The sequence below is a fragment of the Caulobacter sp. CCG-8 genome (assembly GCF_037402475.1).
GTDB lineage: Bacteria > Pseudomonadota > Alphaproteobacteria > Caulobacterales > Caulobacteraceae > Caulobacter.
In genome coordinates, this window is sequence record NZ_JBBEUD010000013.1 from 58,384 (window position 1) to 80,626 (window position 22,243).

Annotated in this window: 24 protein-coding genes; 5 read left to right on the forward strand and 19 right to left on the reverse strand. The window is 69.9% G+C overall.

Going from position 1 to position 22,243, the window contains the following annotated elements; translation table 11 throughout:
- Nucleotides 1-58: 58 nt before the first annotated feature.
- From WAE60_RS14040 to WAE60_RS14050, 3 genes are all read right to left on the reverse strand, one after another.
- Nucleotides 59-1,234 (reverse strand): phosphoserine transaminase, encoded by a 1,176-nt coding sequence (locus WAE60_RS14040; RefSeq protein WP_029907234.1) that lies wholly within the window; start codon nt 1,232-1,234, stop codon nt 59-61.
- A 135-nt stretch (nt 1,235-1,369) separates the two neighbouring features.
- On the reverse strand, nt 1,370-1,747 hold the full coding sequence (locus WAE60_RS14045) for a hypothetical protein (protein WP_231499378.1): 378 nt from the start codon (nt 1,745-1,747) through the stop codon (nt 1,370-1,372).
- A gap of 119 nt (nt 1,748-1,866) precedes the next feature.
- Complete coding sequence (locus WAE60_RS14050) at nt 1,867-2,214, reverse strand: hypothetical protein (RefSeq protein WP_029907232.1); 348 nt, start codon at nt 2,212-2,214, stop codon at nt 1,867-1,869.
- Nucleotides 2,215-2,384: 170 nt separating this feature from the next.
- On the opposite strand from WAE60_RS14050, the gene WAE60_RS14055 reads away from it, so the two are divergent.
- Nucleotides 2,385-4,268 carry an ATP-binding protein gene (locus tag WAE60_RS14055; protein ID WP_029907231.1) on the forward strand — a complete coding sequence of 628 codons (1,884 nt, stop codon included), beginning with the start codon at nt 2,385-2,387 and terminating at the stop codon, nt 4,266-4,268.
- A 262-nt stretch (nt 4,269-4,530) separates the two neighbouring features.
- On the forward strand, nt 4,531-4,908 hold the full coding sequence (locus tag WAE60_RS14060; RefSeq protein WP_337687153.1) for a hypothetical protein: 378 nt from the start codon (nt 4,531-4,533) through the stop codon (nt 4,906-4,908).
- 11 nt (nt 4,909-4,919) lie between these two features.
- Here the strand turns inward: WAE60_RS14060 and WAE60_RS14065 are convergent, their stop codons facing one another.
- The 6 genes from WAE60_RS14065 to WAE60_RS14090 all read right to left on the reverse strand — a co-directional run bounded on the left by WAE60_RS14065 (nt 4,920) and on the right by WAE60_RS14090 (nt 9,915).
- Nucleotides 4,920-5,765, reverse strand: coding sequence for a PhzF family phenazine biosynthesis protein (locus tag WAE60_RS14065; protein ID WP_337687155.1), 846 nt, complete (start codon nt 5,763-5,765; stop codon nt 4,920-4,922).
- 128 nt (nt 5,766-5,893) lie between these two features.
- Entirely contained in the window at nt 5,894-6,478 is a 585-nt protein-coding gene (locus WAE60_RS14070) for a nucleotidyltransferase family protein (RefSeq protein ID WP_337687156.1), read from the reverse strand.
- Nucleotides 6,475-7,296 (reverse strand): bifunctional hydroxymethylpyrimidine kinase/phosphomethylpyrimidine kinase, encoded by an 822-nt coding sequence (gene thiD / locus WAE60_RS14075; RefSeq protein WP_337687158.1) that lies wholly within the window; start codon nt 7,294-7,296, stop codon nt 6,475-6,477. Before thiD ends, WAE60_RS14070 begins: the two co-directional genes overlap by 4 nt.
- Before the next feature lie 200 nt (nt 7,297-7,496).
- Nucleotides 7,497-8,873 carry a M20/M25/M40 family metallo-hydrolase gene (locus tag WAE60_RS14080; protein WP_337687160.1) on the reverse strand — a complete coding sequence of 459 codons (1,377 nt, stop codon included), beginning with the start codon at nt 8,871-8,873 and terminating at the stop codon, nt 7,497-7,499.
- Between the two features lie 75 nt (nt 8,874-8,948).
- Nucleotides 8,949-9,557 carry a GNAT family N-acetyltransferase gene (locus tag WAE60_RS14085; RefSeq protein ID WP_337687162.1) on the reverse strand — a complete coding sequence of 203 codons (609 nt, stop codon included), beginning with the start codon at nt 9,555-9,557 and terminating at the stop codon, nt 8,949-8,951.
- Between the two features lie 46 nt (nt 9,558-9,603).
- Nucleotides 9,604-9,915 (reverse strand): metalloregulator ArsR/SmtB family transcription factor, encoded by a 312-nt coding sequence (locus WAE60_RS14090; RefSeq protein WP_051695042.1) that lies wholly within the window; start codon nt 9,913-9,915, stop codon nt 9,604-9,606.
- An 88-nt stretch (nt 9,916-10,003) separates the two neighbouring features.
- On the opposite strand from WAE60_RS14090, the gene WAE60_RS14095 reads away from it, so the two are divergent.
- Genes WAE60_RS14095 through WAE60_RS14105 form a run of 3 tightly spaced genes read left to right on the forward strand, consistent with a single transcriptional unit; the run spans nt 10,004 to nt 11,855 of the window.
- Nucleotides 10,004-10,480 (forward strand): hypothetical protein, encoded by a 477-nt coding sequence (locus WAE60_RS14095; RefSeq protein ID WP_337687164.1) that lies wholly within the window; start codon nt 10,004-10,006, stop codon nt 10,478-10,480.
- Nucleotides 10,477-10,947, forward strand: coding sequence for a hypothetical protein (locus tag WAE60_RS14100; RefSeq protein ID WP_337687166.1), 471 nt, complete (start codon nt 10,477-10,479; stop codon nt 10,945-10,947). Before WAE60_RS14095 ends, WAE60_RS14100 begins: the two co-directional genes overlap by 4 nt.
- Nucleotides 10,944-11,855 (forward strand): acyl-CoA desaturase, encoded by a 912-nt coding sequence (locus WAE60_RS14105; RefSeq protein ID WP_337687170.1) that lies wholly within the window; start codon nt 10,944-10,946, stop codon nt 11,853-11,855. Before WAE60_RS14100 ends, WAE60_RS14105 begins: the two co-directional genes overlap by 4 nt.
- Here the strand turns inward: WAE60_RS14105 and folP are convergent.
- From folP to tolQ, 10 genes are all read right to left on the reverse strand, one after another.
- Nucleotides 11,852-12,670, reverse strand: coding sequence for a dihydropteroate synthase (gene folP, locus WAE60_RS14110; protein ID WP_337687171.1), 819 nt, complete (start codon nt 12,668-12,670; stop codon nt 11,852-11,854). The genes WAE60_RS14105 and folP overlap by 4 nt on opposite strands.
- 165 nt (nt 12,671-12,835) lie before the next feature.
- Nucleotides 12,836-13,312: a YbjN domain-containing protein gene (locus WAE60_RS14115; protein WP_337687172.1), complete on the reverse strand. Its 477-nt coding sequence runs from the start codon at nt 13,310-13,312 to the stop codon at nt 12,836-12,838.
- A 140-nt stretch (nt 13,313-13,452) separates the two neighbouring features.
- A complete protein-coding gene (gene ftsH / locus WAE60_RS14120; protein WP_029907218.1) occupies nt 13,453-15,327 on the reverse strand; it encodes an ATP-dependent zinc metalloprotease FtsH in 1,875 nt (624 codons plus the stop codon).
- Between the two features lie 76 nt (nt 15,328-15,403).
- Nucleotides 15,404-16,639 (reverse strand): tRNA lysidine(34) synthetase TilS, encoded by a 1,236-nt coding sequence (gene tilS / locus WAE60_RS14125; RefSeq protein WP_337687173.1) that lies wholly within the window; start codon nt 16,637-16,639, stop codon nt 15,404-15,406.
- Nucleotides 16,640-16,799: 160 nt separating this feature from the next.
- Nucleotides 16,800-17,666, reverse strand: coding sequence for a tol-pal system protein YbgF (gene ybgF / locus WAE60_RS14130; protein ID WP_337687175.1), 867 nt, complete (start codon nt 17,664-17,666; stop codon nt 16,800-16,802).
- A 190-nt stretch (nt 17,667-17,856) separates the two neighbouring features.
- A complete protein-coding gene (gene pal, locus WAE60_RS14135) occupies nt 17,857-18,429 on the reverse strand; it encodes a peptidoglycan-associated lipoprotein Pal (RefSeq protein ID WP_337687289.1) in 573 nt (190 codons plus the stop codon).
- A 188-nt stretch (nt 18,430-18,617) separates the two neighbouring features.
- Nucleotides 18,618-19,931, reverse strand: coding sequence for a Tol-Pal system beta propeller repeat protein TolB (gene tolB / locus WAE60_RS14140; protein ID WP_337687176.1), 1,314 nt, complete (start codon nt 19,929-19,931; stop codon nt 18,618-18,620).
- A 14-nt stretch (nt 19,932-19,945) separates the two neighbouring features.
- Nucleotides 19,946-20,755: an energy transducer TonB gene (locus WAE60_RS14145; RefSeq protein WP_337687177.1), complete on the reverse strand. Its 810-nt coding sequence runs from the start codon at nt 20,753-20,755 to the stop codon at nt 19,946-19,948.
- Between the two features lie 12 nt (nt 20,756-20,767).
- Entirely contained in the window at nt 20,768-21,280 is a 513-nt protein-coding gene (locus WAE60_RS14150; protein WP_029907212.1) for a biopolymer transporter ExbD, read from the reverse strand.
- Nucleotides 21,281-21,284: 4 nt separating this feature from the next.
- Complete coding sequence (gene tolQ / locus WAE60_RS14155) at nt 21,285-21,983, reverse strand: protein TolQ (protein WP_029907211.1); 699 nt, start codon at nt 21,981-21,983, stop codon at nt 21,285-21,287.
- Nucleotides 21,984-22,243 lie beyond the last annotated feature (260 nt).

The window sequence follows — 22,243 nt, forward strand, 5'->3', positions numbered from 1 at the left end:
ATGCTCCCCCTCCGGGGGAGCTGTCGCGGAGCGACTGAGGGGGTTCTAGGGCGCTAGGTTAAGCGGCGGCCAGTTCGGCCGAGACGGACGCGAACGCCCAGTCCAGCCACGGCGTCAGGGCCTCGAGGTCCGAGGCCTCGACGGTGGCGCCGCACCAGATGCGCAGGCCGGCCGGGGCGTCGCGATAGCCGCCGATGTCGAGGGCCGCGCCCTCCTTCTCGAGCAGCGAGGCCAGCTTCTTGGCGAAGTCGGCCTGGGCGTCGTCCGACAGCGCCGTGATCTTGGGATCGACGACCTTGAGGCACACCGAGGTGTTGGAGCGGATTTCCGGCGTCGCCGCCAGGAACTCGACCCACGGGGTCTTGGCCACCCAGTCGGCCAGCACGGCCAGGTTCTGGTCGGCGCGGGCCTGCATGGCTTCCAGGCCGCCGATGGACGAAGCCCACTTCAGGGCGTCGAGCGCATCTTCGACGCAGAGCATCGACGGGGTGTTGATCGTCGCGCCCTCGAAGATGTCGGCCGCGATCTTGCCGCCCTTGGTCATGCGGAACAGCTTCGGCATCGGCCAGGCGGGGGTGTAGCTCTCAAGACGGGCCACGGCGCGCGGCGACAGGATCAGGATCCCGTGCGCGCCCTCGCCGCCCAGCGCCTTCTGCCAGGAGAAGGTCACGACATCGAGCTTGGTCCAGTCCAGGTCCTGGGCGAAGGCGGCGCTGGTGGCGTCGCAGATGGTGATGCCTTCGCGGTCGGCGCTGATGAAGTCGGCGTTCGGGACGCGGACGCCCGAGGTGGTGCCGTTCCAGGTGAAGACCAGGTCCTTGGCCGGATCGACCTTGGAGGTGTCGGGCAGCTGGCCGTAGGGCGCGTCGAGCACTTCCACGTTCGGCAGCTTCAGCTGCTTGGTCACGTCGGTGACCCAGTCCTTGCCGAAGGACTCGAAGGCCAGCAGTTGCACGGGCTTGGCGCCCAGCATCGACCACATCGCCATCTCGACGGCGCCGGTGTCCGAACCGGCGACGATGCCGATCAGGAAGTCGGCGGGGACTTCCAGCACTTCGCGCGTCTGGTCGATGGCGGCCTTCAGGCGGCCCTTGCCCAGCTTGGAGCGGTGCGACCGGCCCAATACGGCGTTTCTGAGATTTTCGGGGGTCCAGCCGGGGCGCTTGGCGCAGGGGCCGGAAGAGAACTCGGGACGAGCCGGGCGGATCGCCGGCTTGGCGAGGGTCGTGGTCATAGCGATGTCTCCCATCCTTACAGATGGACTGCATCCCGTTGGGGGGATGTGGCCCGCCGGCGAGAAACCCCGTTTCGGCGACGAAGGCAAGGAGAGATTTTGCCGCGCGACGGACAAATCGTCCGTACCAGGCAATTATTTTGCGGCGCGGGCCCGGCGGCGCGCCGAGGCGAAAATCCCAAACAGGATGCAGACCAGCACCCCGGCGGAATTCAGGTTGTTGACGATCCCGTAGGTCAGGTCGTGTTTGCGCTCGGCGACGATGTAGTAGGCGTGCAGGCCGAACTGCGTGGCCTGCAGCAGCATCGCGCCGCCCAGCCAGGGGCTGGTGTAGCGCAGGGCCAGCATCAGGAAGGCGAGGCTATAGAGCCCTTCGGACAGCAGCAGGGCGATCGCCTCGGGCCGCGGGGGCAGGACCATCTGGATGATCAGGGCGACCACCGATCCGGCCAGCACGATCAAGCTGCCCCAGCGCTCGGCCGCGGACCCTTTGATCCACGCCAAGCCGCACACCAAGAAGGTGGCGCTCCATCCCAGCAGAGGTGCGATTTGCAGGTGCATCCCTAGAGTCTCTAACGCGAATTAGAGACCCTAGGGATTAAACTCTTGCAATATTGCTTAGCTGGCTTCGATTAGCCGGCTTCGGCGATCCGCTCGGAGCCTTGGACGTCGGCCGAAGCGAACGAACCGTCCTTCATGTCCCAGCCGATCATCTTGGTGCGGACACCCAGACGCAGACGCTTTTCATCCAGGTCGGCGTGAGCCGAGACCATGGCTTCGCGAGCTTCCGACAGAGCGGACATGGCCGCGATCACCTTGCTGGTGACGTCGGCGGCGAAGGTCGGCGACAGGCCCAGATCCTTACGGGCTTGGACGAGTTCCGACATCATTTCGGCGGTTTGCACCATCGCCGCGTCGATCGCGGCCTCGGTCCCATGCAGCTTGCTGGCCACACGCTTGACGACAAAAACCTTTTCCACGCCCCATCTCCTTAATGAAAGACTAAGGATAGAGGTAAACGAAAAGTTAAGAACTGTGCAATGAGAAATGCGCGTTAACGTTGTTTTGTCGCGGGGCCGCTGTATCTTGGAAGCGAAGCGTTAGGAAGATTGGGGCAAGCTCGACCTCTAGGATTCTCCTGGGACGGGAAATGATCGACGACAGCCGCAGCTCTGAAGCCGCGACTCACGCGCCTCTGCAGGCGCGGATTTCGGCTGTCGCGCTGACCACCACGGTGGTCGCGCTGCTGGCGGCTTGCCTATGCTTCATGGTCCAGCAGTGGAGCGTCGCCCGCCAGGAATCCCGGGCCAATCATGAAATCCTGGCCCAGATGGTGGCGGCCGGCGCCGCCGCGCCGATGGCCGACCACAACACCGTCGGCGTCTATCGCGCCCTCGAGGCGGTGGCCAAGGCGCCCAACGTCGTCTCCGTCAGCCTGATCGACATGAGCGGCCAGCCCGTGGCCCAGGTGGGCGCGGCCAAGGATTCCGAAGTCGACACCCTGGTCCGCCCCGTGAAGTTGGGGTCGCGCCAGGTCGGCACCCTGTCCCTGGCGGCCCGCCGCCCCAGCCTGACCGACATCGTGGCCCGCGACCTGGCCCTGACCGGCACCCTGTTCTTCGGCTCGGCCGGCCTGGCGATCCTGCTGGCCAACGGCCTGGCCCGCCGCATGACCAAGCCGATGGAGCGCCTGTCCAACGCCATGCGCGAAGTGGCCGCCAACGGCCAGTTCAAGCCGGTGGAGCAGGCCGCCGACGACGACGTCTTCCAGAGCCTGACCGACAGCTTCAACCATCTGGTCTCGCGGCTGGAGATCAACGACCACGACCTGCGCGGCGCCATGGCCGAACTGGTCAAGGCGCGCGACGACGCCAACGCCGCCAATGTCCTGAAGTCGCACTTCCTGGCCAATATGAGCCACGAGATCCGCACCCCGCTGAACGGGGTGCTGGCCATGACCGAGGTGATGGCCATGGGCGAGCTCAGCCCCGCCCAGCGCGAGCGCCTGTCGGTGATCCGCGAATCCGGCGGCCTGCTGCTGTCGGTGCTCAACGACGTGCTGGACCTGTCGAAGATCGAGGCCGGGCGCCTGGACCTGGTGGAGCGCGACTTCGACCTGGCCAGCCTGGCCCTGTCGGTCCGCGAGTCCTACACCACCCAGGCCCGGGCCAAGAACCTGGAGTTCGGCGTCTTCGTCGCGCCCGAAGCCCTGGGTTCGTGGCGCGGCGACGCCGACCGCCTGCGCCAGATCCTGGGCAACCTGGTCTCCAACGCCCTGAAGTTCACGCTGGAAGGCAGCGTCTCGGTGCGCTTCGCCTCGGCCGACGACGGCAGCGGCCTGCGCGTCGACGTGGTCGACACCGGCATCGGCATCGACGCCGAGACCCTGCCCCGCCTGTTCGACAAGTTCGTCCAGGCCGACAGCTCGACCACCCGCCGGTTCGGCGGCTCGGGCCTGGGCCTGTCGATCTGCAACGAGCTGGCCACCCTGATGGGCGGCGGCGTGCATGTGCAGAGCCGCGAGGGCCAGGGCTCGACCTTCACCGTCGTGGTGGCCATGCCGCGCGGCGAGGCGACCGTGCCGGCCCAGGTCGAGGCGGCCCCGCCGCCGATCGAATCCGAGCGCCGCCTGCGGGTGCTGGCCGCCGACGACAATCCGACCAACCAGAAGGTCATCGCCGCCGTCCTGGCCCCGCTGGGCGCCGAGGTCGAGCTGGTGGCCGACGGCGCGGCCTGCGTCGAAGCCTGGAAGCGCGGCGGCCACGACATCGTCCTGATGGACATCCACATGCCGGTGATGGACGGCGTCGAGGCGGCCCGCACCATCCGCGCGCTCGAGGTCAGCGAGAGCCGCAAACGCATCCCGATCGTCGCGGTCACCGCCAACGCCCTGGTCCACCAGGTCGAGGGCTACATGGCCGCCGGCATGGACGGCCACGTCGCCAAGCCGATCGAGGTCACCAAGCTGTACGACGCCATCGAGACCGCCGTGGCCATCGCCCGGCGCGACGGCGCGAAGACGGCTGCGGCTTAACAGCTCCGCTCATCCCGGCGAATGCCGGGACCCAGATGGAATAACGGTGTGGCGGGCTCCAGAAGCTCGGCGTTCATCCAACCAGCCCAGACGCCTTGGGATCTGGGTCCCGGCATTCGCCGGGATGAGCGGGCGTTTGGGGTGTTCAGGTACCTGAACAGAACATAACGAGCGGCTCAGAACCGCTTCAGGCTGGGTGTGGTCTCTTGTCGTCAACGTCGTCCCCGTCGGGCGTCGGAAATGTTCAAGAGGAACCGTACCGATGAAAAAGATTCTGCTTTCGATCGCCGCGGTCTCGGCTGTCGCCGCCGCCGTCCCCGCTGTCGCCTCGGCCCAGGCCTATGGCCCCGGTCCCGGCTACGACCGTGGCTATGACCGCGGCTACCAGGACGTCGGCGGCGACCGTGTCGCCCGCCTGGACCAGCGGATCGACATGGGCATCCGCAGCGGCGGCCTGACTCGCAACGAAGCCTGGCGCCTGAAGGGCGACCTGCGTGAAACCGCCCGTCTGGAAAGCCGCTATCGTCGCGGCGGCCTGAGCGGCTGGGAACGCGCCGACCTGGATCGCCGCTACGACCGCATCAGCGCCCAGATCCGCTACGAGCGCCACGACGGCGACCGCTACGGCCGTCGCTACTAGGCCCGTGAGGGCTAACGGAGAGCCGGTTCCACCCTCAGCCGGCTCTCCACCATCGTGAAGCCGCGGCCGCGCAACAGAACGCGCGCGCCGCGGTTTTCGCATTCCAGGTCCCCGCCCCGCCCGGGACAGGCCTGGTGGAACCGCAGGGTCGCCGCCCCCAGCCGCTCGCCGAAGAACGGCATGAGGATGCAGTGGGCCGAACCCGTGGTCGGATCCTCGGGAATGCCGCAGCCCGGCGCGAAGAACCGGCTGACCACCGCGTAGTCCCGCCCCGGATCGGCCAGGGCGGCGACGATCGCCTGACCCGCCCCGCCCTTGGCCAGGCCGCCGCCGACCGTGTTCAGCAGCGCCAGGTCGGGCGACAGCCCGCGCACCGTCGCCTCGTCGGCGACCACGGCCAGCAGGTACTGCCCCGCCCAGACCTCCAGGGGCTCCACGCCCAGGGCCTTGGCCAGGTCCGGCCCCGCCTCGACCCGCCGCGGCGGATCGGCCGGGAAGTCCATCTCCAGCCCCCGCCCGCCGAACACACCGTCGACCCGGCGCACGGTCAGCGCGCCCGACAGGGTGTCGAAGGTCAGCAGCGGGACGTCGACGCCCACCTCCTCGAACAGGGCATGGGCGCTGGCCAGGGTGGCGTGGCCGCAGATCGGGGCCTCGACCGTCGGGGTGAACCAGCGCAGGCCGAACCGCGCCGGATCGGCGGTGCGCAGCAGGAAGGCGGTTTCGGCCTGGTTGTTCTCGGCCGCCAGGGCCTGCATCCAGGCCGTCTCGGGCCAGGCGTCGAACGGCTCGACCACGCAGGCCGGATTGCCCTTGAACGGGCCGGAGGCGAAGGCGTCGACGGTCCACTGGCGCATGGCGGGGCTCCTGTTCCTCAACGCCTAACCATCGCCCCAGCATGGATCAATTCGAACATTGTCACGCGGGACAATGTAGCGGCGGCTCCCCCTCTGGGGGAGCTGTCGCGGAGCGACTGAGGGGGTCTTCACTGCCCCTCGACCGTGATCTCCGGCCAGCGCGCCTGGGCCGAGCCCGTCGTGCGCGCCCAGCCGCCCGCCCCCTTCACCCGCAGCGGGTTGGGCCGCAGATACAGGGCGAACAGGTCGTCCAGGCCGAACGGCGCGAACACCGACAGGCTGTCGTCGGCCTCCATCCGCACGCCCACGCAGAAGGCCGTGGCCACGAAGCGCTTCAGAGCCTCGGCGCTGGACTCCAGCGGCGGATAGGGCTCGTCGGCCCCGAACTTCTTCTCGAACCACAGATGGACGCGGGCCTGGTTGCGCACCTCGACCAGGTCGCGCAGCGGCGGCTCGAACGCGGCGGCCACCCGTTTGATGACCACGTCCTCGGCCTCGTACGAAGTGTCGGACGCGTCGTGATAGGCCAGGTCGTAGTCCTTGATCCCGTAGTCCGGCGCCCGGCCGGTCAGGTGGTTCCAGACCGGCTGGTAGACGGCGCCGGAAAAGACCATGGCGTCGGGCAGGCCCAGGTCGCGGGCCGTGCGCAGCACCTGCATCGTGGTCGGGACGCTGCGGACGATGTCGACGAGGCGGGCTTCCAGGTCGCTCATTTCCGCACCACCCACGCATGATCCAGCGGACCGTGCCCCGCCCCGAAGCCCGGAGCGCGCAGCATGGCCTCGTGGACGTAGTTCCAGGCCCGGGCCACCGACTCCGTCAGGCCCAGGCCCTGGGCCAGGCCCGTGGCGCAGGCGCTGGCCAGGGTGCAGCCGGTGCCGTGGGTGTGGCGGGTCTCGATCCGCTCGCCCTCGAAGGCGGTCTCGCCCTGGCGGGTGATCAGCAGGTCCACGACCCGCTCGCCCGCGACGTGGCCGCCCTTCATCAGCACCGCGTGGGCGCCCAGCTCCAAGAGGGCCTCGCCGGCCCGGCGCAGGTCGTCGGTGGTCTCGACCGCGAGACCGGTCAGGGCGGCGGCCTCGGGGGCGTTGGGGGTCAGAAGGGCCGCGCGCGGGACCAGCAGGCTCTTCAGCGCCCCGATCGCCTGCTCGGCCAGCAGCGAGGCGCCGCCCTTGGCGATCATCACCGGGTCGATGACGGCGGGGACGGCCCCATTTCGTGTTTTTGGGGCGCTGTCCAGCACCCGGGCCACGACCTCGACCGTGGCGGCGTCGCCCAGCATGCCGGTCTTGAAGGCGTCGGCCCCGATGTCGTCCAGCACGGCGCGGGCCTGGGCCTCGACGATCTCCAGCGGGATCGGGTGGACGCCGGTGACGCCCAGGGTGTTCTGCACGGTGATCGCCGTGATCGCCGTGGCCGCGTAGCCGCCGAGGGCGGTGATGGTCTTGATGTCGGCCTGGATCCCCGCCCCGCCGCCGGAATCCGATCCGGCGAGGACGAGCACGCGGCCTTGGTGGGGGGCGCTGGTCATGGGCTCTTCTAGCGGGGAGTCGGGGGTATGGGGTAGGCGCCTTGGACGGTGGCTCACCCACTTGCCCTCACCTGGCGACTTCGTCGCCTGTCCGCCCCCGTAGGGGGCGGAGCCTTCGCCGCGCGGCTCTTCCCCCTATGGGGGAAGACGACCGCGAAGCGGTCCGTAGGGGGCAAGTGGCTACAGCCCGACGTCCGGACCTACTTCCCCACGCTCTCGAAGCTCCCCGCCGCCCCGGGGAACACCACCGGGCTCTCCCAGCCGTCGGCGCTGACCGACGACACCCCGAAGAACCAGTCGTCGATCACCACATTCTTCAGCGTCGTCGAGGTCTCCGCCCCGACCGCCCGCGCGCGGCTCCACCGCGGCTCGGTCGTGCCGCGCCACCAGACGCGGTAGCCGGCCGCGCCCGGGACGGCCGTCCACGAGACCTTGGTGTCGGCGCTGACCGCGCCCTCGATCTTGACGCCCGACGGCGGGGCCGGGGCCGAGGCCAGGGCGGCCAGGGTCACGGCGTTCAGCCGCGTCACCTGGGCCAGATACGGGAAGTCCACGCCCTCGATCACATCGCCATAGGCCCGGCCGTTCTCGGTGCGGACGGTCTGGTGCTGGCGGTCGTAGTGCTCGGCCGCCTCGGTGACCCGCACGGCCGGATAGCCGGCCTCCAGCACCGGCACCTGGTCGCCGCCCCGGCCGTAGCGGTCGGTGCGGTAGACCATCACCACGTCCAGCCCCTTCACGTAGCGGTCGGCCAGGCCGTCCATGAACCGGGCCAGGTTGCGCGACGGGCTGTCGACCTCGCCGCCGTTGTAGCGCCGGGTGTTGGCCTGTTCCGGCGTCTCGACCGCCTTGGTGCCTTCCGAGAACACCCGCACGTGGGTCCGGTCCACGGTCCCGCCGATGCCGTGGACATTGCCGACGATGTCGTTGTTGAGGTCGGCCTCGACCTTCCAGCCCTTCTCCTTGGCGGTCTGGGCCAGCAGCTGGCCGCCGAACAGGCCCTGCTCCTCGCCCGACAGCACCGCATAGACGATGGTGGCCGGGAATTTGTGCTTGGACAGCACCCGCGCCGCCTCCAGCACCGCCGCCACGCCCGAGCCGTCGTCGTTGGCGCCGGGCGCGTCGGTCGTGGCGTCCATCACGTCGTTGACCCGGCTGTCGATGTGGCCGGCGATGATCACCACCCGGTCCGGATCGGTGGTCCCGCGCTGGATCCCCAGCACGTCGACGATCTCGACGCCGTTCGGCGCCCGCTTGCCGGTGAAGGTCTTGCTGGGCGTCTCGACCGTCAGGCAGCCGTCGCAGTCCTTGGAGATCGCCGCGAACCGCGCCGCCGTCCAGCGCCGCGCGGCGCCGATGCCCCGGGTGTCCGAGGTGGTGTCCGACAGGGTGTGGCGGGTGCCGAAGCCCACCAGCGACCGGATCGTGGCCTCCAGCGCCTTGGCGTCGACATCGGCGGCGACGGTCTTCAGGACGGGCTGGACCTTGGCCGGCTTGGGCGCGGGCTCGGCGGCGGAGGCGGGGCCGGCCAGGGCCAGGAGGGCGGCGAGCGCGGCGGCGATGAGAACGGAACGCATGGGGTCTCCCGACTAGGCCGCGCAGCTTGGCGGTTTCGTCCCTGGACGCAAGGGGGCGGACGCAAGAGGCCTGGGTCAGGCGCGCGGCTCCCGCCACATCGCCGCCAGCGGCGGGGCGCCGGGCGCGGGGGCGAAGACCTCCAGCGTGCGGAATCCCGCCCCTTCGTAGAGCGGGGTGTTGGCCGGATTGCTGTTCTCCAGATAGGCCGGCAGGCCCGCCGCGTCGCAGCCGGCCAGGACCGGCGCCAGCAGCCGCCGCCCCAGCCCCTTGCCCCGTGCCTCGCTCAGCACGCCGATCGTGAACAGGTAGACGTGGGGCGCCTTGGGCTTGCGGCGCACCATCTCGGCGTCGACGGCCAGGGCGCGCTTCATGGCCTTGGGCCCGCCGTCGACCAGCAGCCGGGCCGCCGCGCCCAGCAGCGACAGCGGCGGCAGTTCCTTGCTCGGTCCCGGTGGCAGCCACATGGTCGCGCCCCTGTCGCCGTCCGCCAGGTGGCAAATCCCGCGCGGCAGGTAGACGTCCCGCGCCAGGCGCTGGAACACGGGCTTCAGGCAGGGCTTGCCGTCGAAGGTCCAGGTGGCGACCGGGTCCTCGGCGAAGGCCTCGGCGGTGATCGCGCCCAGCGTCCGCCAATCCGCCTGCGCCGCCTGGCGCAGCCCCTCGGCTGGTTCGATCCGCAGCATCGGCCCCTCCCTTTTGGAAGAAGGCTAGCATGGGCGCGGCGGTCGGCTAGGCCTCGCGCTCGTCCTTCAGGCGGGCGCTTTCGGTCTTCAGCGGCTTGGACACCGGGCAGACCTCCTGGACGAAGTCGTTCAGCGTATTGACCAGGCTGTCGCGCACCAGGCTGTAGTGCACGAACTGGCCGCGCTTCTCGCTGCGCACCAGGCCCGCCGCCTCCAGGATCGACAGGTGTTGCGACACCGCCGGCTTGGAGATCGAAAAGCGCGAGGCGATGTCCCCCGCCGTCAGATCGGCATGGGCCAGATAGGCCAGGATCTTCCGGCGGACCGTCGAGGAGAGGGCTTCGAACACGCGCTGCATGGGAAGGTATTTAAGCGCTTCGCTAACCGCTTGCAAATTAGCGATAAGGTATTTAAGGAATAGCTTATCTTCAACCGAGGATACCGCCATGGACGCCGCTCTGATCGATCGCCGCGCCTCCGCCTTGTCGCCTGGAAGGGTCGCCCGGGCCCTGGCCGCCGGAACCTTCACGGGATCAGGGTCGCTCGCGGCCGTGGTCGTCGTCGTGGTGTCGATCGCCAGCCTGATGCAGGGCGGTTTCGAGGCGTTCTGGAACGGCGTGATGGTCGCGTTCCTGTTTTTCCTGTTCTCGCTTCCGGTCTGGGCCGGCGGACTGATCGTGGTCGGCCTGCCCGGATGGGCCGCATTGCACGCCTTGGGATGGCGCTCACGATGGGCTGGCGCGGGGTTCGGCGGCGTGGCGACCCTTGTCGTGTCCTGGATGCTCGGTCTGGGGCTCAACCCACGCCTGGCCGACCAGCCCTGGGGGCTCCTGCCGATGGCCGGCGTGTTGGCCCTGATCGGCGCGGTCGTGGGCTGGGTGGCGGCAGGAGCGGCCTACGGCTCGCAAGGCGCCGACCGATGAGCGCGACGGCCCGCCACGACTCCGTCTGGCCGCCGCGGAACGCGATCAGGGGCCTGGTCGCCGGCGCGCTGACGGGGGCCGGCCTTCCGGGCGCGGCGATCGCGATCGGGGGTCTCGCCACCACGCAAGTGGAGACTCTCGGACAGGCGGTTGTCGGCGCGGTTCTGATCATGCTCACGGTCTTTGTCTCCACACTGACCATATGGGCCATGGGCCTGATCATGATCGGCATACCCGGCTGGTGGATGCTGTGGGCCCTGGGATGGCGCTCGCCCTGGGCGGGCGCGGCGTTCGGCGGCCCGGCCACCTTCATGGCGTCCAGCCTGCTCCTCCAGGGCCTCGGCTTTCACTCCGCCGACGATCCCAAACCCTTCCTGATCATGACGGTCGTCCTCGGCCTGAGCGGCGCCGTCGCCGGTTGGGTGGTGGTCGTGGTGAGCCGGGACGAAAAGGAAAACGCCAGATGAGTTCGCACCCTCACGACGATCCCTACGCCGTCCATTCCATCGCCGAGGACGCGGGCGGCGACGCCCTGGCGGGCCGGGTGGTCTGGGCGCCGGCGACCTCGCTCTGGCAGGGCGCGATGCTGGCGGGCGCCCTGGCCGCGCCGTTCGTCTTCACCTGGAGCGGGCTCGGCGTGTTCGTCGTCCTGATCGGCGCGACCCTGCTGGTCGGCCACTCGGTCGGCTTCCACCGGCGGCTGATCCACGGCAGTTTCCAAAGCCCCCGGTGGCTGGACCGCCTGATGATGTGGCTGGGCACGCTGGTGGGCATGAGCGGGCCGCTGGCCATGATCGCCGCCCACGACCTGCGCGACTGGGGCCAGCGCCAGCCGGCCTGTCACCCGTACCTCGCCAACCGCGCCGGGTTCTGGACCGACTACGCCTGGAACCTGCACGGCCGGCTGGTGCTGGACGCGGCGCCGCGCCAGGCGATCCCGGCCCGGATCGCCGACGACCGGTTCTACCGCTTCCTGGAACGCACCTGGATGCTGCAGCAGCTGCCCGTGGCGGTCGTCCTGTTCGCGCTGGGCGGCTGGTCGTGGCTGCTGTGGGGCGTCTGCGCGCGGGTCTGCGTGTCGGTGACCGGCCACTGGTACGTCGGCCGCCTGGCGCACACCACCGGACCGCAGCGCTGGCTGGTGACCGCCTCGGGCGTCCAGGCACACGACGTGCCCTGGGCGGCGATCCCGACCATGGGCGAGGCCTGGCACAACAACCACCACGCCTGGCCGGGCTCGGCGAGGCTGGGATTGTATCCCGGGCAAGCCGACTGGGGCTTCGCCTTCATCCGCCTGTTGGAGCGCCTGGGCCTGGCCTGGGACGTGCGGACGCCGGAGACCTTGCCGCAGCGGGCGGGACTGGCGCGGGTCTAGCCCGCACCGCCGATCGCGCCCCACACCGTCAGCGCCTGGACCGTCTCGCGCACGTCGTGGACGCGCACCGCCGCCACGCCGGCCGCCGCGCCGTGCAGGTGGGCCGCAAGGGAGCCGCCCAGGCGGTCGCCCGCCTCCGCCCCCAGCGGGTCCAGGGCGGCGATGAAACGCTTGCGGCTGGCGCCCAGCAGGATCGGATAGCCCAGGGCCTTGAAGCGCGGCAGGGCGGCCAGCAGGGCCAGGTTGTGGGTCGGGGTCTTGCCGAAGCCGATGCCCGGGTCGAGCCAGATCTTCTCGCGCGCCACCCCGGCGGCCATGGCGGTGAAGGCGCGGGCCAGCAGGAAGGCCTCGACCTCGGCCACGACGTCGTCGTAGCGCGGGGCGTCCTGCATGGTCCCCGGCTCGCCCAGCATGTGCATCAGCACCACCTCGCAGCCCAGTTCGGCGGCGATCTCGGGCGCATCGGGCGCGAAGCGCAGGGCGGCCACGTCGTTCCAGATCGTGGCCCCGGCGGCGACGGCGGCGCGGGCCACGGCGGGCTTCATGGTGTCGATCGAGACGGCGACGTCGCTGGTGGCGCGGATCGCCTCGATCAGCGGGACCACGCGGGCGATCTCCTCGGCGGCCGGCACGGGCGTCGCGCCGGGCCGGGTGCTCTCGCCGCCGATGTCGAGGATGTCGGCGCCCTGGTCGATCAGCCGCCGCGCCTGGTCCAGCGCCGCGCCGGGATCGAGGAACCGCCCGCCGTCCGAGAAGCTGTCGGGCGTGACGTTGACGATCCCCATGACGCGGGGGCGAGGGTGTTGGGATGTCATGGACGGGGTTTTAGGCCCGCGACGCCCCCTCCGTCACGATGCGTATTCGCATCGCGCCACCTCCCCCGCGTTGCGGGTGAGGAGGAAGCGGAACCGGCCTCTCCTCCCCCGTACGGGGGAGGTGGCGCGTCGCGCAGCGACGTGACGGAGGGGGCGTTCGCAGCCCTACCAGTCGATGAAGGTGGTGAAGTCGCCGATCATGCCGGTCCAGACGCTGAAGTCGTCGTCCAGGCCCGGGATCGTGCGGCCGGCGTTCACGTTGACGTCGTACTGGACGTAGGGGTCGCCGTCGTCGTCGAGATAGACCTTCAGATAGCGGTTCTTGCGGTTCCACTCGTTGGCCTTGGCCAGGGTCAGGCCGGACTTCAGGTCGAAGCCGGCCGAGAACTGCAGCGCCTTGCAGCGCTTGGTCGCGTCGCAGTCGTAGAAATAGATCTTGAAGCTGTGGCCGTCGGCGGCGCTGTCGATCAGCGGATCGCCGCCGTCGTCCTTGCTCAGCACGGCCTTGTAGCCGCCCTTCTGGAGCCAGGCCGCCACTTCGGGGCCGGTCATGCCGTCCTTGTGGATGGCCTGGGCCTGGGCGGCCCCGCCCGCCAGGGCCAGCACCGTCGCGCCCGCCAGGGCGATGATCGCGTTTTTCATGTCATGCCTCCCCGCCGCGCGTCGCGGCCCCGCTTCAGGCTTAGCGCCGTCGCCGCGGGGATGCAAAGAACCGGCGCAAAGAAAAAGCCGGATCGGCGGACCGATCCGGCTCTTCCAACTTGGTCTCGAGACGCCGAGGCCTAGGCGGTGACGCCCGTCGACACCGGCACCGAGGCCACCGGCCCCGTCGGCATCTTGTTGCTCTCGTCCTCGACGCGGACGGGCGGGATGCCCTTCATGACGCCGATGATCTCGTCGCCGCTGAGGGTCTCGAACTCCAGCAGCGCCTTGGCCACCGAGTGCAGGCCGTCCAGCTTCTCGGTGAGGATCTGGCGGGCCTCGTCCTCGCCGCCCTTGACCAGGCGACGGACCTCGCTGTCGATCTTCATCATGGTCTCGGGCGAGACGTTCTGGGTGCGGGCCACCGAGTGGCCCAGGAACACCTCGTCCTGGTTGTCGCCGTAGGCCACGGTGCCCAGCTCGTCCGAGAAGCCCCAGCGGGTGACCATGTTGCGGGCCAGGCTGGTGGCGGCGCTGATGTCGCTGGAGGCGCCCGAGGTGATCTTGTGCTTGCCGAAGATCAGCTCTTCCGCCACGCGGCCGGCCATCATGATGGCCAGGCGCGAGGTCATCATGTCGTAGCTCATCGAGTAGCGGTCGCCCTCGGGCAGCTGCATGACCATGCCCAGGGCCCGGCCGCGCGGCACGATGGTGGCCTTGTGGACCGGGTCGGCGACGGCGACGTTGAGGGCCACGATGGCGTGGCCGCCCTCGTGATAGGCCGTCAGCTTCTTCTCGTCCTCGCTCATGGCCATCGAGCGGCGCTCGGCGCCCATCATGACCTTGTCCTTGGCGTGCTCGAAGTCGTGCATGGTGACCATGCGGCGGTTCTTGCGCGCGGCGGTCAGGGCCGCCTCGTTGACCAGGTTGGCCAGGTCGGCGCCCGAGAAGCCGGGGGTGCCGCGGGCCAGAGTCTTGACGTCGACGTCGGCGGCCAGCGGCACGTTCTTCATGTGCACGCGGATGATCTTCTCGCGGCCCGAGACGTCCGGATTGGGCACCACGACCTGACGGTCGAAGCGGCCCGGACGCAGCAGGGCCGGGTCCAGCACGTCGGGACGGTTGGTGGCGGCGATCAGGATGATGCCTTCGTTGGCCTCGAAGCCGTCCATCTCGACCAGCAGCTGGTTGAGGGTCTGCTCGCGCTCGTCGTTGCCGCCGCCCAGGCCGGCGCCGCGATGGCGGCCGACGGCGTCGATCTCGTCGATGAAGATGATGCAGGGGGCGTTCTTCTTGGCCTGCTCGAACATGTCGCGCACGCGGCTGGCGCCGACGCCGACGAACATCTCGACGAAGTCCGAACCGGAGATGGTGAAGAACGGCACGCCGGCTTCACCGGCCACGGCGCGGGCGATCAGGGTCTTGCCGGTGCCGGGAGGGCCGACCAGCAGGGCGCCCTTGGGGATCTTGCCGCCCAGGCGCTGGAACTTGGCCGGGTCCTTCAGGAACTCGACCACTTCCTGCAGCTCTTCCTTGGCCTCGTCGACGCCGGCGACGTCGTCGAAGAGCACGCGGTTCTTGTTCTCGGTCAGCAGCCGGGCCTTGGACTTGCCGAAGCCCATGGCGCCCTTGGTGCCGCCCTGCATCTGACGCATGAAGAAGATCCACACGCCGATCAGCAGCAGGATCGGCAGCATGTTGAACAGCAGGGCCAAGGGGCTGAAGCCGCTCTTCTGGTAGACGATCGAGGAACCGCGCGCCTCCAGGCGCTTGACCAGGTCCTCGGAGTTCGGCGGCACGTTCACCTGATAGGGCTTGCCCGTCTTCGGCTGGATCTTGACGACGTCGCCGTTGATGTTGGCCTCTTTGACATCGCCGCTATCGACGTTCTTGAGCAGCTGCGAGTAGCTGACCTCGCCGCTGCCGCCGGGCTTACCGCCCTGGCTCACGACGAGATAGGCCATGGCCAGCACCACCACGATGGTCGCCCAGATGCCCAGGGTCTTCAAATTCATACGCGTTGTCTTCCCAACGATAGTCTCTGACCTACCAAGATAGGACGGCCCGGCCGATTTCGCCACGCGCGGGATATCATGTCGCGGGCTCTTGATCGACACGGCCCGTCGCCGCCTCGAAACGATCCACCACAAGACAACGCGCTCGCACGGCTTTCGCCTCTGCAAGGATCGGGCAAGTCGGCGTCCCATCCGGGGCCAGGACGACCGGCAGGCCGGGACGGGCGGCGGGCGGAAAGCCTTTCAGCGCCTGGCGTTGCGCGGCGGGCAGGCGGGCGGCGAGGCCCTGCAGGGCGCGCACGACCAGGCCGGGCTCGGCGGCGGTAAGCTCCCAGCGGCCGTCCCAGACGACGGGTTGGCCGGGGTCCAGGGCCTTCTCCACCACAAGGGGAGGACCTACGCGTCTGACCTCGCCCGGCTCGCGGAAGAACGACACCGCCTCCCCCGCCGCCTCGATCCGCGCCCCGGCCAGGGTGGCGGTGAAGTCCTCGCCGGCCCGGATCCGCGCGACCAGGCGCTGGAGCCGCTCGCCGCGCGGCGGGCGCGTCGTCCCGGCCGCGCACAGGCAGGCTGCGGCGACGTGTGCGGCGGGAGCCGTTCGGGCGAGCGCGAGCCAGCCTTCTCCTCCCTGGAACGGCGAAGGCGCGGCCTCCATCGGCCTGTCCGCCCCCTCCTCCGGTCCGCCGGGCGCGTCGGAAGCGGCGAGCGACCGCCGCGCCCTGGCCCGGGCCGACCGGGGATCGGCGTTGGCCGGGTCGTCCAGCCAGGTCTCGCCCCGCGCGGCCAGCCAATCGCGAAGATCGACGCGTCCCACCTCAAGCAGGGGGCGCAACACGAACACGCCGCGCCCTTCCGGCCAGGCCGGCGACGGCGCCCAGGCGCGGGGATCGGACACCGTCGAGCCCCCGGCCCGCATCACGGCCGCCTCGGCCAGGTCGTCGCGGGTGTGGCCCAGCAGCAGGACGCGCGCCCCGGCGGCGCGGGCGGCCTCGCCCAGCAGGGCGTGGCGCGCGGCGCGGGCGGCGGCGGAAAGGCCGGTGGCGGGCTTGGACCCGGTCCAGGCCAGGGCGCGCGCCTCAGCCCCCAGGGCGCGGGCCTTGGCGACGGCGTCGGCGGTCCAGGCGGCGCTGGCGGGGTTCAGCCCATGGTCGACGGTCAGGCTGATGACAGGACGGCCGTGGGCGCGGGCCCAGTCCAGGGTCAGGATCAGCAGGGCCAGGCTGTCGCCGCCGCCGGAAAAACCGACGGCCAGCGGCGCGGCGGCGTCCGGACGCAGGCGGCGGTCGAGGACGGCGGTGAAGGATGTGATCATGCGCCCCTCCTCGTTCCGCTCATCCCGGCGAATGCCGGGCCCCAGATCCAGAGGCGCTCGGGCTGATTGGACAAGCGCTGAGTTCGAGGAACCCATCACACCGCCATTCCATCTGGGTCCCGGCATTCGCCGGGATGAGCGGATCAATAGATCTGGAGCGCTACGTCGCGCACTTGGCCTGGACGCGGGTGGCGGTGGCCTTGGAGACGACCGCGTTCGGCGCCTTGGGGTAGCGCTTGCTCAGTTCGTCCAGGGCCTTGCAGGCGTCGGCGGGCTTCTTCAGCGCCACCAGCGAGCGCGACAGCTTCACCACCGCGTCGGGCGCCCAGCTGGTCTGCGGCCAGCCGCGCAGCGAACCCAGATAGTTGCCGGCGGCGTCGCTGTAGGCCTCGCGCACGAACTGGGTCTCGCCCAGCCAGTAGCGGGCTTCCGGCGCCTTGGCGCTGTCGGGGAAGGCCTCGACATAGCCGCCGAAGGCCTGTTCGGCGCCGCCGTAGTCGCCGTCCAGCAGCAGCTGGCGGGCCGACTTGAAGGCGGCGTTCGGATCGGTGGGGGTCGCGACAGCGGCGGGCGCGGCCGGGGTCGCCGCCGCCGCGGCGGCCGCGGCGGCCTCCTGGTCGGCGAGACGCTTCTCCAGGGCGGCCAGGCGCTGGTCCAGCGCGTCGGCGCGGGCCTTCTGGCCGTCATTGGCCTGCCGCGCCACGTCCAGGTCGTGGGTCAGGCTTTCGTTCTGGCCGTTCAGCTTGGTCAGGGTCTGTTCCAGGTCGGCCAGCTTTTCCGACAGCGCCGCGATCTGGGCGTCGGTCTCGGCGGCCTGCACCACCACCGGCTTGCCGGTGTCGCGGCCCTGGAAGACGATCGCCCGCAGCTCGCGGACCACCTTCTCCATCTTGTCCAGCCGCTTGACCGAACGGTCGTCCAGCGGGTCGGGCATGGCGGTCTGGGCCATGGACAGGGAAGGCGTGACGAGGGCGGGCATGGCGGTGAGCGCCAGGACCGAGGCGAGCAGAGCGGCTTTCAGCTTCATGTCGGCGATTATGCCCCGGTTGCGGACAAAAGTGCGGCGCTAGAGGCCAGGGCGTCACGATGGGACGAGATCGCGCCCGGCGGCATCTCAAAAGGTCGGCATCTCAAAACGTCGTCATCCCGAAAGCGCGGGCGCTTCCGGGATGACAGCGTCGAAGCCCCGTCTCCAGGCGGAGACGGGGATATCGGTCTTACCGCGCGCCGTCGGTGATGGCGGTGCGGGCGTTACGGTTCTTGGCCCAGGAATCTTCGCCCGTGCCCGGATCGATCGGACGTTCCTTGCCGTACGACAGGGACTCGATGCGCGAGGCCGAGACGCCCGCGCCGATCAGCACTTCGCGGACGGCGTTGGCGCGACGGGCGCCCAGGGCCAGGTTGTACTCGCGGGTGCCGCGTTCGTCGGCGTTGCCTTCGATGCGCACGCGCACGGCCGGATAGCGGTTCAGCCACTGGGCTTGGGCCGCCAGCACCGCCTGGGCGTCGGGGGTGACGTCGTAGCTGTCGGTGGCGAAGTAGATGCGATCGCCGATGTTGATCACGAAGTCCTGCACCGTGCCCGGCAGCGGGCCCTGGTTGACCGGCGATTGCGGCGTGGCCGGAGGCGTATAGGGAGCCTCGGGCTGGGTCGGGGCCGGTTGCGTCGGCGCCGCGGGGCCCTGCGGCTTCGGCCGCGAAGCACAGGCGGCGAGCGAGGCGGCGGCCAGGCCGATCATCGCCAGTCTAGCAACGCGTTGGGTGTCGAAGCTCATCCAGTTTCTCCTCAAGTCCACGGCCAAGGTTCATACTTCTAACGCGTGTAGCCTTCGTGGCGCCGCGCCAAATCGTACCTTGCACCTCACAATGGCGTCAGAATGTCGCACGCCCACGTGGTTTCACCTGGCGGGTGAACGTCGGATGAACGACTCTAAGGCAACGCGCCTTTACGGCAGAGGTTGCCTCAAAGTCGTGTGGATCAATCCAGCAGCGGCGACCAGGCGGGGTCCGAGGCGGCGCCGGTATAGGCGGCGGGGCGCAGGATCCGGCCGGTGATGTCCACCGTCCACAGCCGCGAATTGCCGCTGGAGCTCTCGCGCGAGAACATCAGCACCCGGCCGTTGGGGGCCCAGGTGGGGCCTTCGTCCAGGTAGCTGGTGGTCAGCAGGCGCTCGTCGCCGCCGTCGGGCTTCATCACCCCGATGTGGAATTCGCCGCCGGTCTGCTTGGTGAAGGCGATGTAGTCGCCGCGCGGGCTCCACACCGGCGTGGTGTAGCGGCCGCCGCCGTACGAGATGCGACGCACGCCGCTGCCGTCGACGTTCATCACGTAGATCTGGGCCTGGCCGCCGCGGTCGGAGTTGAACACGATGCGGCTGCCGTCCGGCGAGAACGACGGCGAGGTGTCGATGGCCGGGTCTGTGGTGATCCGCGTCGACTGCCGGCTGCGCAGGTCCAGCACGTAGATGTCGCTGTTGCCGCCCTTCTCGACCGAGAAGGCCACCTTGCTGCCGTCCGGCGAGAAGCGCGGGGCGAAGACCATGCCCGGGAACTTGCCGATGGTCTCGGTGCGGGCCGTCTCCAGGTTGGTCAGATAGATGCTCGACCCCGTGGGCCGCAGCGCCATGTAGGTGATCTCCTGGCTGGTCGAGGAGAAGCGCGGGGTCATGACGATGTACGAACCGTCGGTCAGGTACTGCGGGTTGGCGCCGTCCTGGTCCATGATCGCCAGCTTCTTGACCCGGGCCAGCTTGGAGCCGCTCTCGGCCACGAACACCACGCGGGTGTCGAAATAGCCCTTCTCGCCGGTCAGGCGCTCATAGACCGCGTCGCTGATCTTGTGGGCCACGCGGCGCCAGTTCTCGGCCGTCGAGGTGAACTGCAGGCCCAGCAGCTGCTGCTGGCTGAAGGTGTCCCACAGGCGGAAGTCGACGCGCAGCACGCCGTCGGCGCCGACCGTGACCTGGCCGTTGATCAGGGCCTGGGCCCCGGTGGCCTGCCAGTCGGGGAAGCGCGGCTGGACGTTCACGTCGGCCAGCTTGTCGGCGACGTTGGCGACGTTCAGCGGCTGGAACAGGCCCGAGCGTTCCAGATTGCCGCTGATGACCTGCGAGATCTCGGCCCCGCGCCCGCCGCCCGAGAAGGCGGGGATGGCCACCGGCAGCGGCTTGACCGCGCCCTTGTCGATGTCGACCTCGATCTGGGCGCGGGCGACGGTCGGCGCGAAGGCGGCCACGGACAACGCCAGGACGGCGGCGGTCGTCAGGCCTTTGAAGACGGACTTCAGGTTCATGCTTCGGGTCCTCCCTATCGCGCCGCGCAAGCGTCGCGCGCCTTGAAGTTCAAATTGAGTTGCTGGCCATAATAGTCCGGCGGCAGGCCTTCGAAGGGCGCCGACTGGTAGACCGCGCGGATCGCCCGGTCGGCGGCGGCCTTGACCACCGGATCGGACGAACGCTCGGCGTCGCCGGCCGTCACCTGGCCCACGATGCGCCCGCCGGTCGCCAGCTTGAAGCTGACCTTGACCTGGACGGCCGCGCCGCCCTCGACCTCGCAGTTGGGGTTCCAGCGGCGCTGGATCTCGTCTTTCATGCCGTTGATGGCCGCGGCCTGCAGGCCGGTCATCGCCCCGGCGCCCGGACGGGCCTGGGTGGCGGTCTCCGGACGGGTCGGGCCCTTGGGCGCGTTGGCCACGGGCTTGCCGGTCGCCTTGGGCGTCTTGGCCAGGGTCTTTTCCAACGAGGCGAAGAAGTCGGGCTCGGGCTTGGCCGGGACCGGCTTGGTCGGGGTGGGCTTGGGCGTCGGGGCCGGCGTCGCGGTCTTGGGCGGCGCGGGGGCCGGGGTGGGGACCGGCGCGGGCACGGGAGCCGGCGGCTGCGGGTCGGCCTCGGGCGTGGGCTCCTCGGTCTGGGCGGTCTGGTCGACGACGTCCTCGATCGCCGGCCGCACGTTGGTCGGCCCCTCGGTGACGATGGTTACCGGCACGCTCTCGCCGATGATCACCGGCTTGGACGGCTTCCACGGGCCGATCAGGATCGCGGCCACCACTAGCACGTGGAGGCCGATCGACCCGACCAGGGCCGGAGAGAAGTTGGTCTTGTCGTCCCTACGGGTCACCGGGCGACCGCCTCACTGCGCCGGACGCAGGTCGCCCGCGCCGTCAGCCTTGGCCGAAGCGCCCGACGAGGGGCCGCCGGTGTCGGTCAGCAGGTTGATCTTGGCGAAGCCGGCGTTGGACAGGGCGGCCATCACCTGGGCGACGGTCGCGTAGTTGGCCTTGCCGTCGGCGCGCACGAAGATCGGCTTGTCGTAGCCGTCGCCGGCGATCGACGAGATGCGCGGGGCCAGCTCGCCGAACGGGACCTCGCCCTCGCCGATGAATACCGCGCCGTCGGCCTTGATCGACACCGTGATCGGCTCCTGCTGGTTCTGCAGGGCGGCGGCCTCGGTCTTGGGCAGCTCCAGCGGCACGCCGGCGGTCAGCAGCGGAGCGCTGATCATGAAGATGATCAGCAGCACCAGCATGACGTCGACCAGCGGGGTGACGTTGATCTCGGACAGGGCGCCCTTGCCCCGCCGGCGTCCGCGGCGGCGGCCGCGACGGCCGCCGGTGGCGAAGGCGTCGTTGGCGGACATGGCCATGGGGCTAGACCCGCTCGCTGAGGCGACGCTGGATGGCCGTCGACAGGTCGTCGGCGAAGTTCTCCAGCCGGCCGGCGAACTTGCCCGCGTCGGTCGAGAACTTGTTGTAGGCGATATAGGCCGGGATGGCGGCGATCAGGCCCACGGCGGTGGCGAACAGGGCCTCGGCGATCGACGGGGCCACCACGGCCAGCGAGGTGTTCTTCGAGATCGCGATGTTCTGGAAGGCGTGCATGATGCCCCAGACCGTGCCGAACAGGCCGATGAACGGGCTGGCGGTGGCGACGATGGCGAGGCTCCCCAGGCCTTCCTCGGCCTTGCCGGTCTCGCGCGAGATCAGGGTGTCCATCATCCGGTCGATGCGCTGGATCAGGAAGGCGGCCTGGGCCTCGCCCACCGGCCCCTTGGCCTTGGCGTCGCGCCATTCCTTCAGCGCCAGCTGCAGCATGCGCGGCAGCGGGTGGCGCGGATTGGCGCCGGCCTGGGCCGCGACCTCCTCCAGCCCCTGGCCCGAGCCGACCTGGTCCTCGAATCGGTTGGCGGCGCTGTTCAGGCCCGAGAAGCGGAACAGCTTGTCGATGATCACCGCCCACGAGCCCAGCGAGGCCAGGATCAGACCGACCATCACGCCCTTCACGACCCAGTCGGCCTGCATGAACAGCGAGATGAAGGAAAAGCTCTGCGGGCCTGCGGCGGCGTCCATGCGGGGTCCTGCTCCGTTGGGGCGTCAGTATCGTGGAAGGCGGCGGGGCCTTCCGGGGTTCCGTTGCGCCCTTACTGACATGAAGCGGGGCAATGGTGAAACTATGACAATCGGCGAGGGAGGCGGTTTTTTGGTGGGTGCGCCCACACCCGTCATCCTCGGACTTGTTCCGAGGACCCCTGCTTCAGCTTCGAAGAAGGATGATCCGTGGAACGGTGAGGCGGCGGACACCTTTGAAGCGACAGCTCAGCCGACAGAGG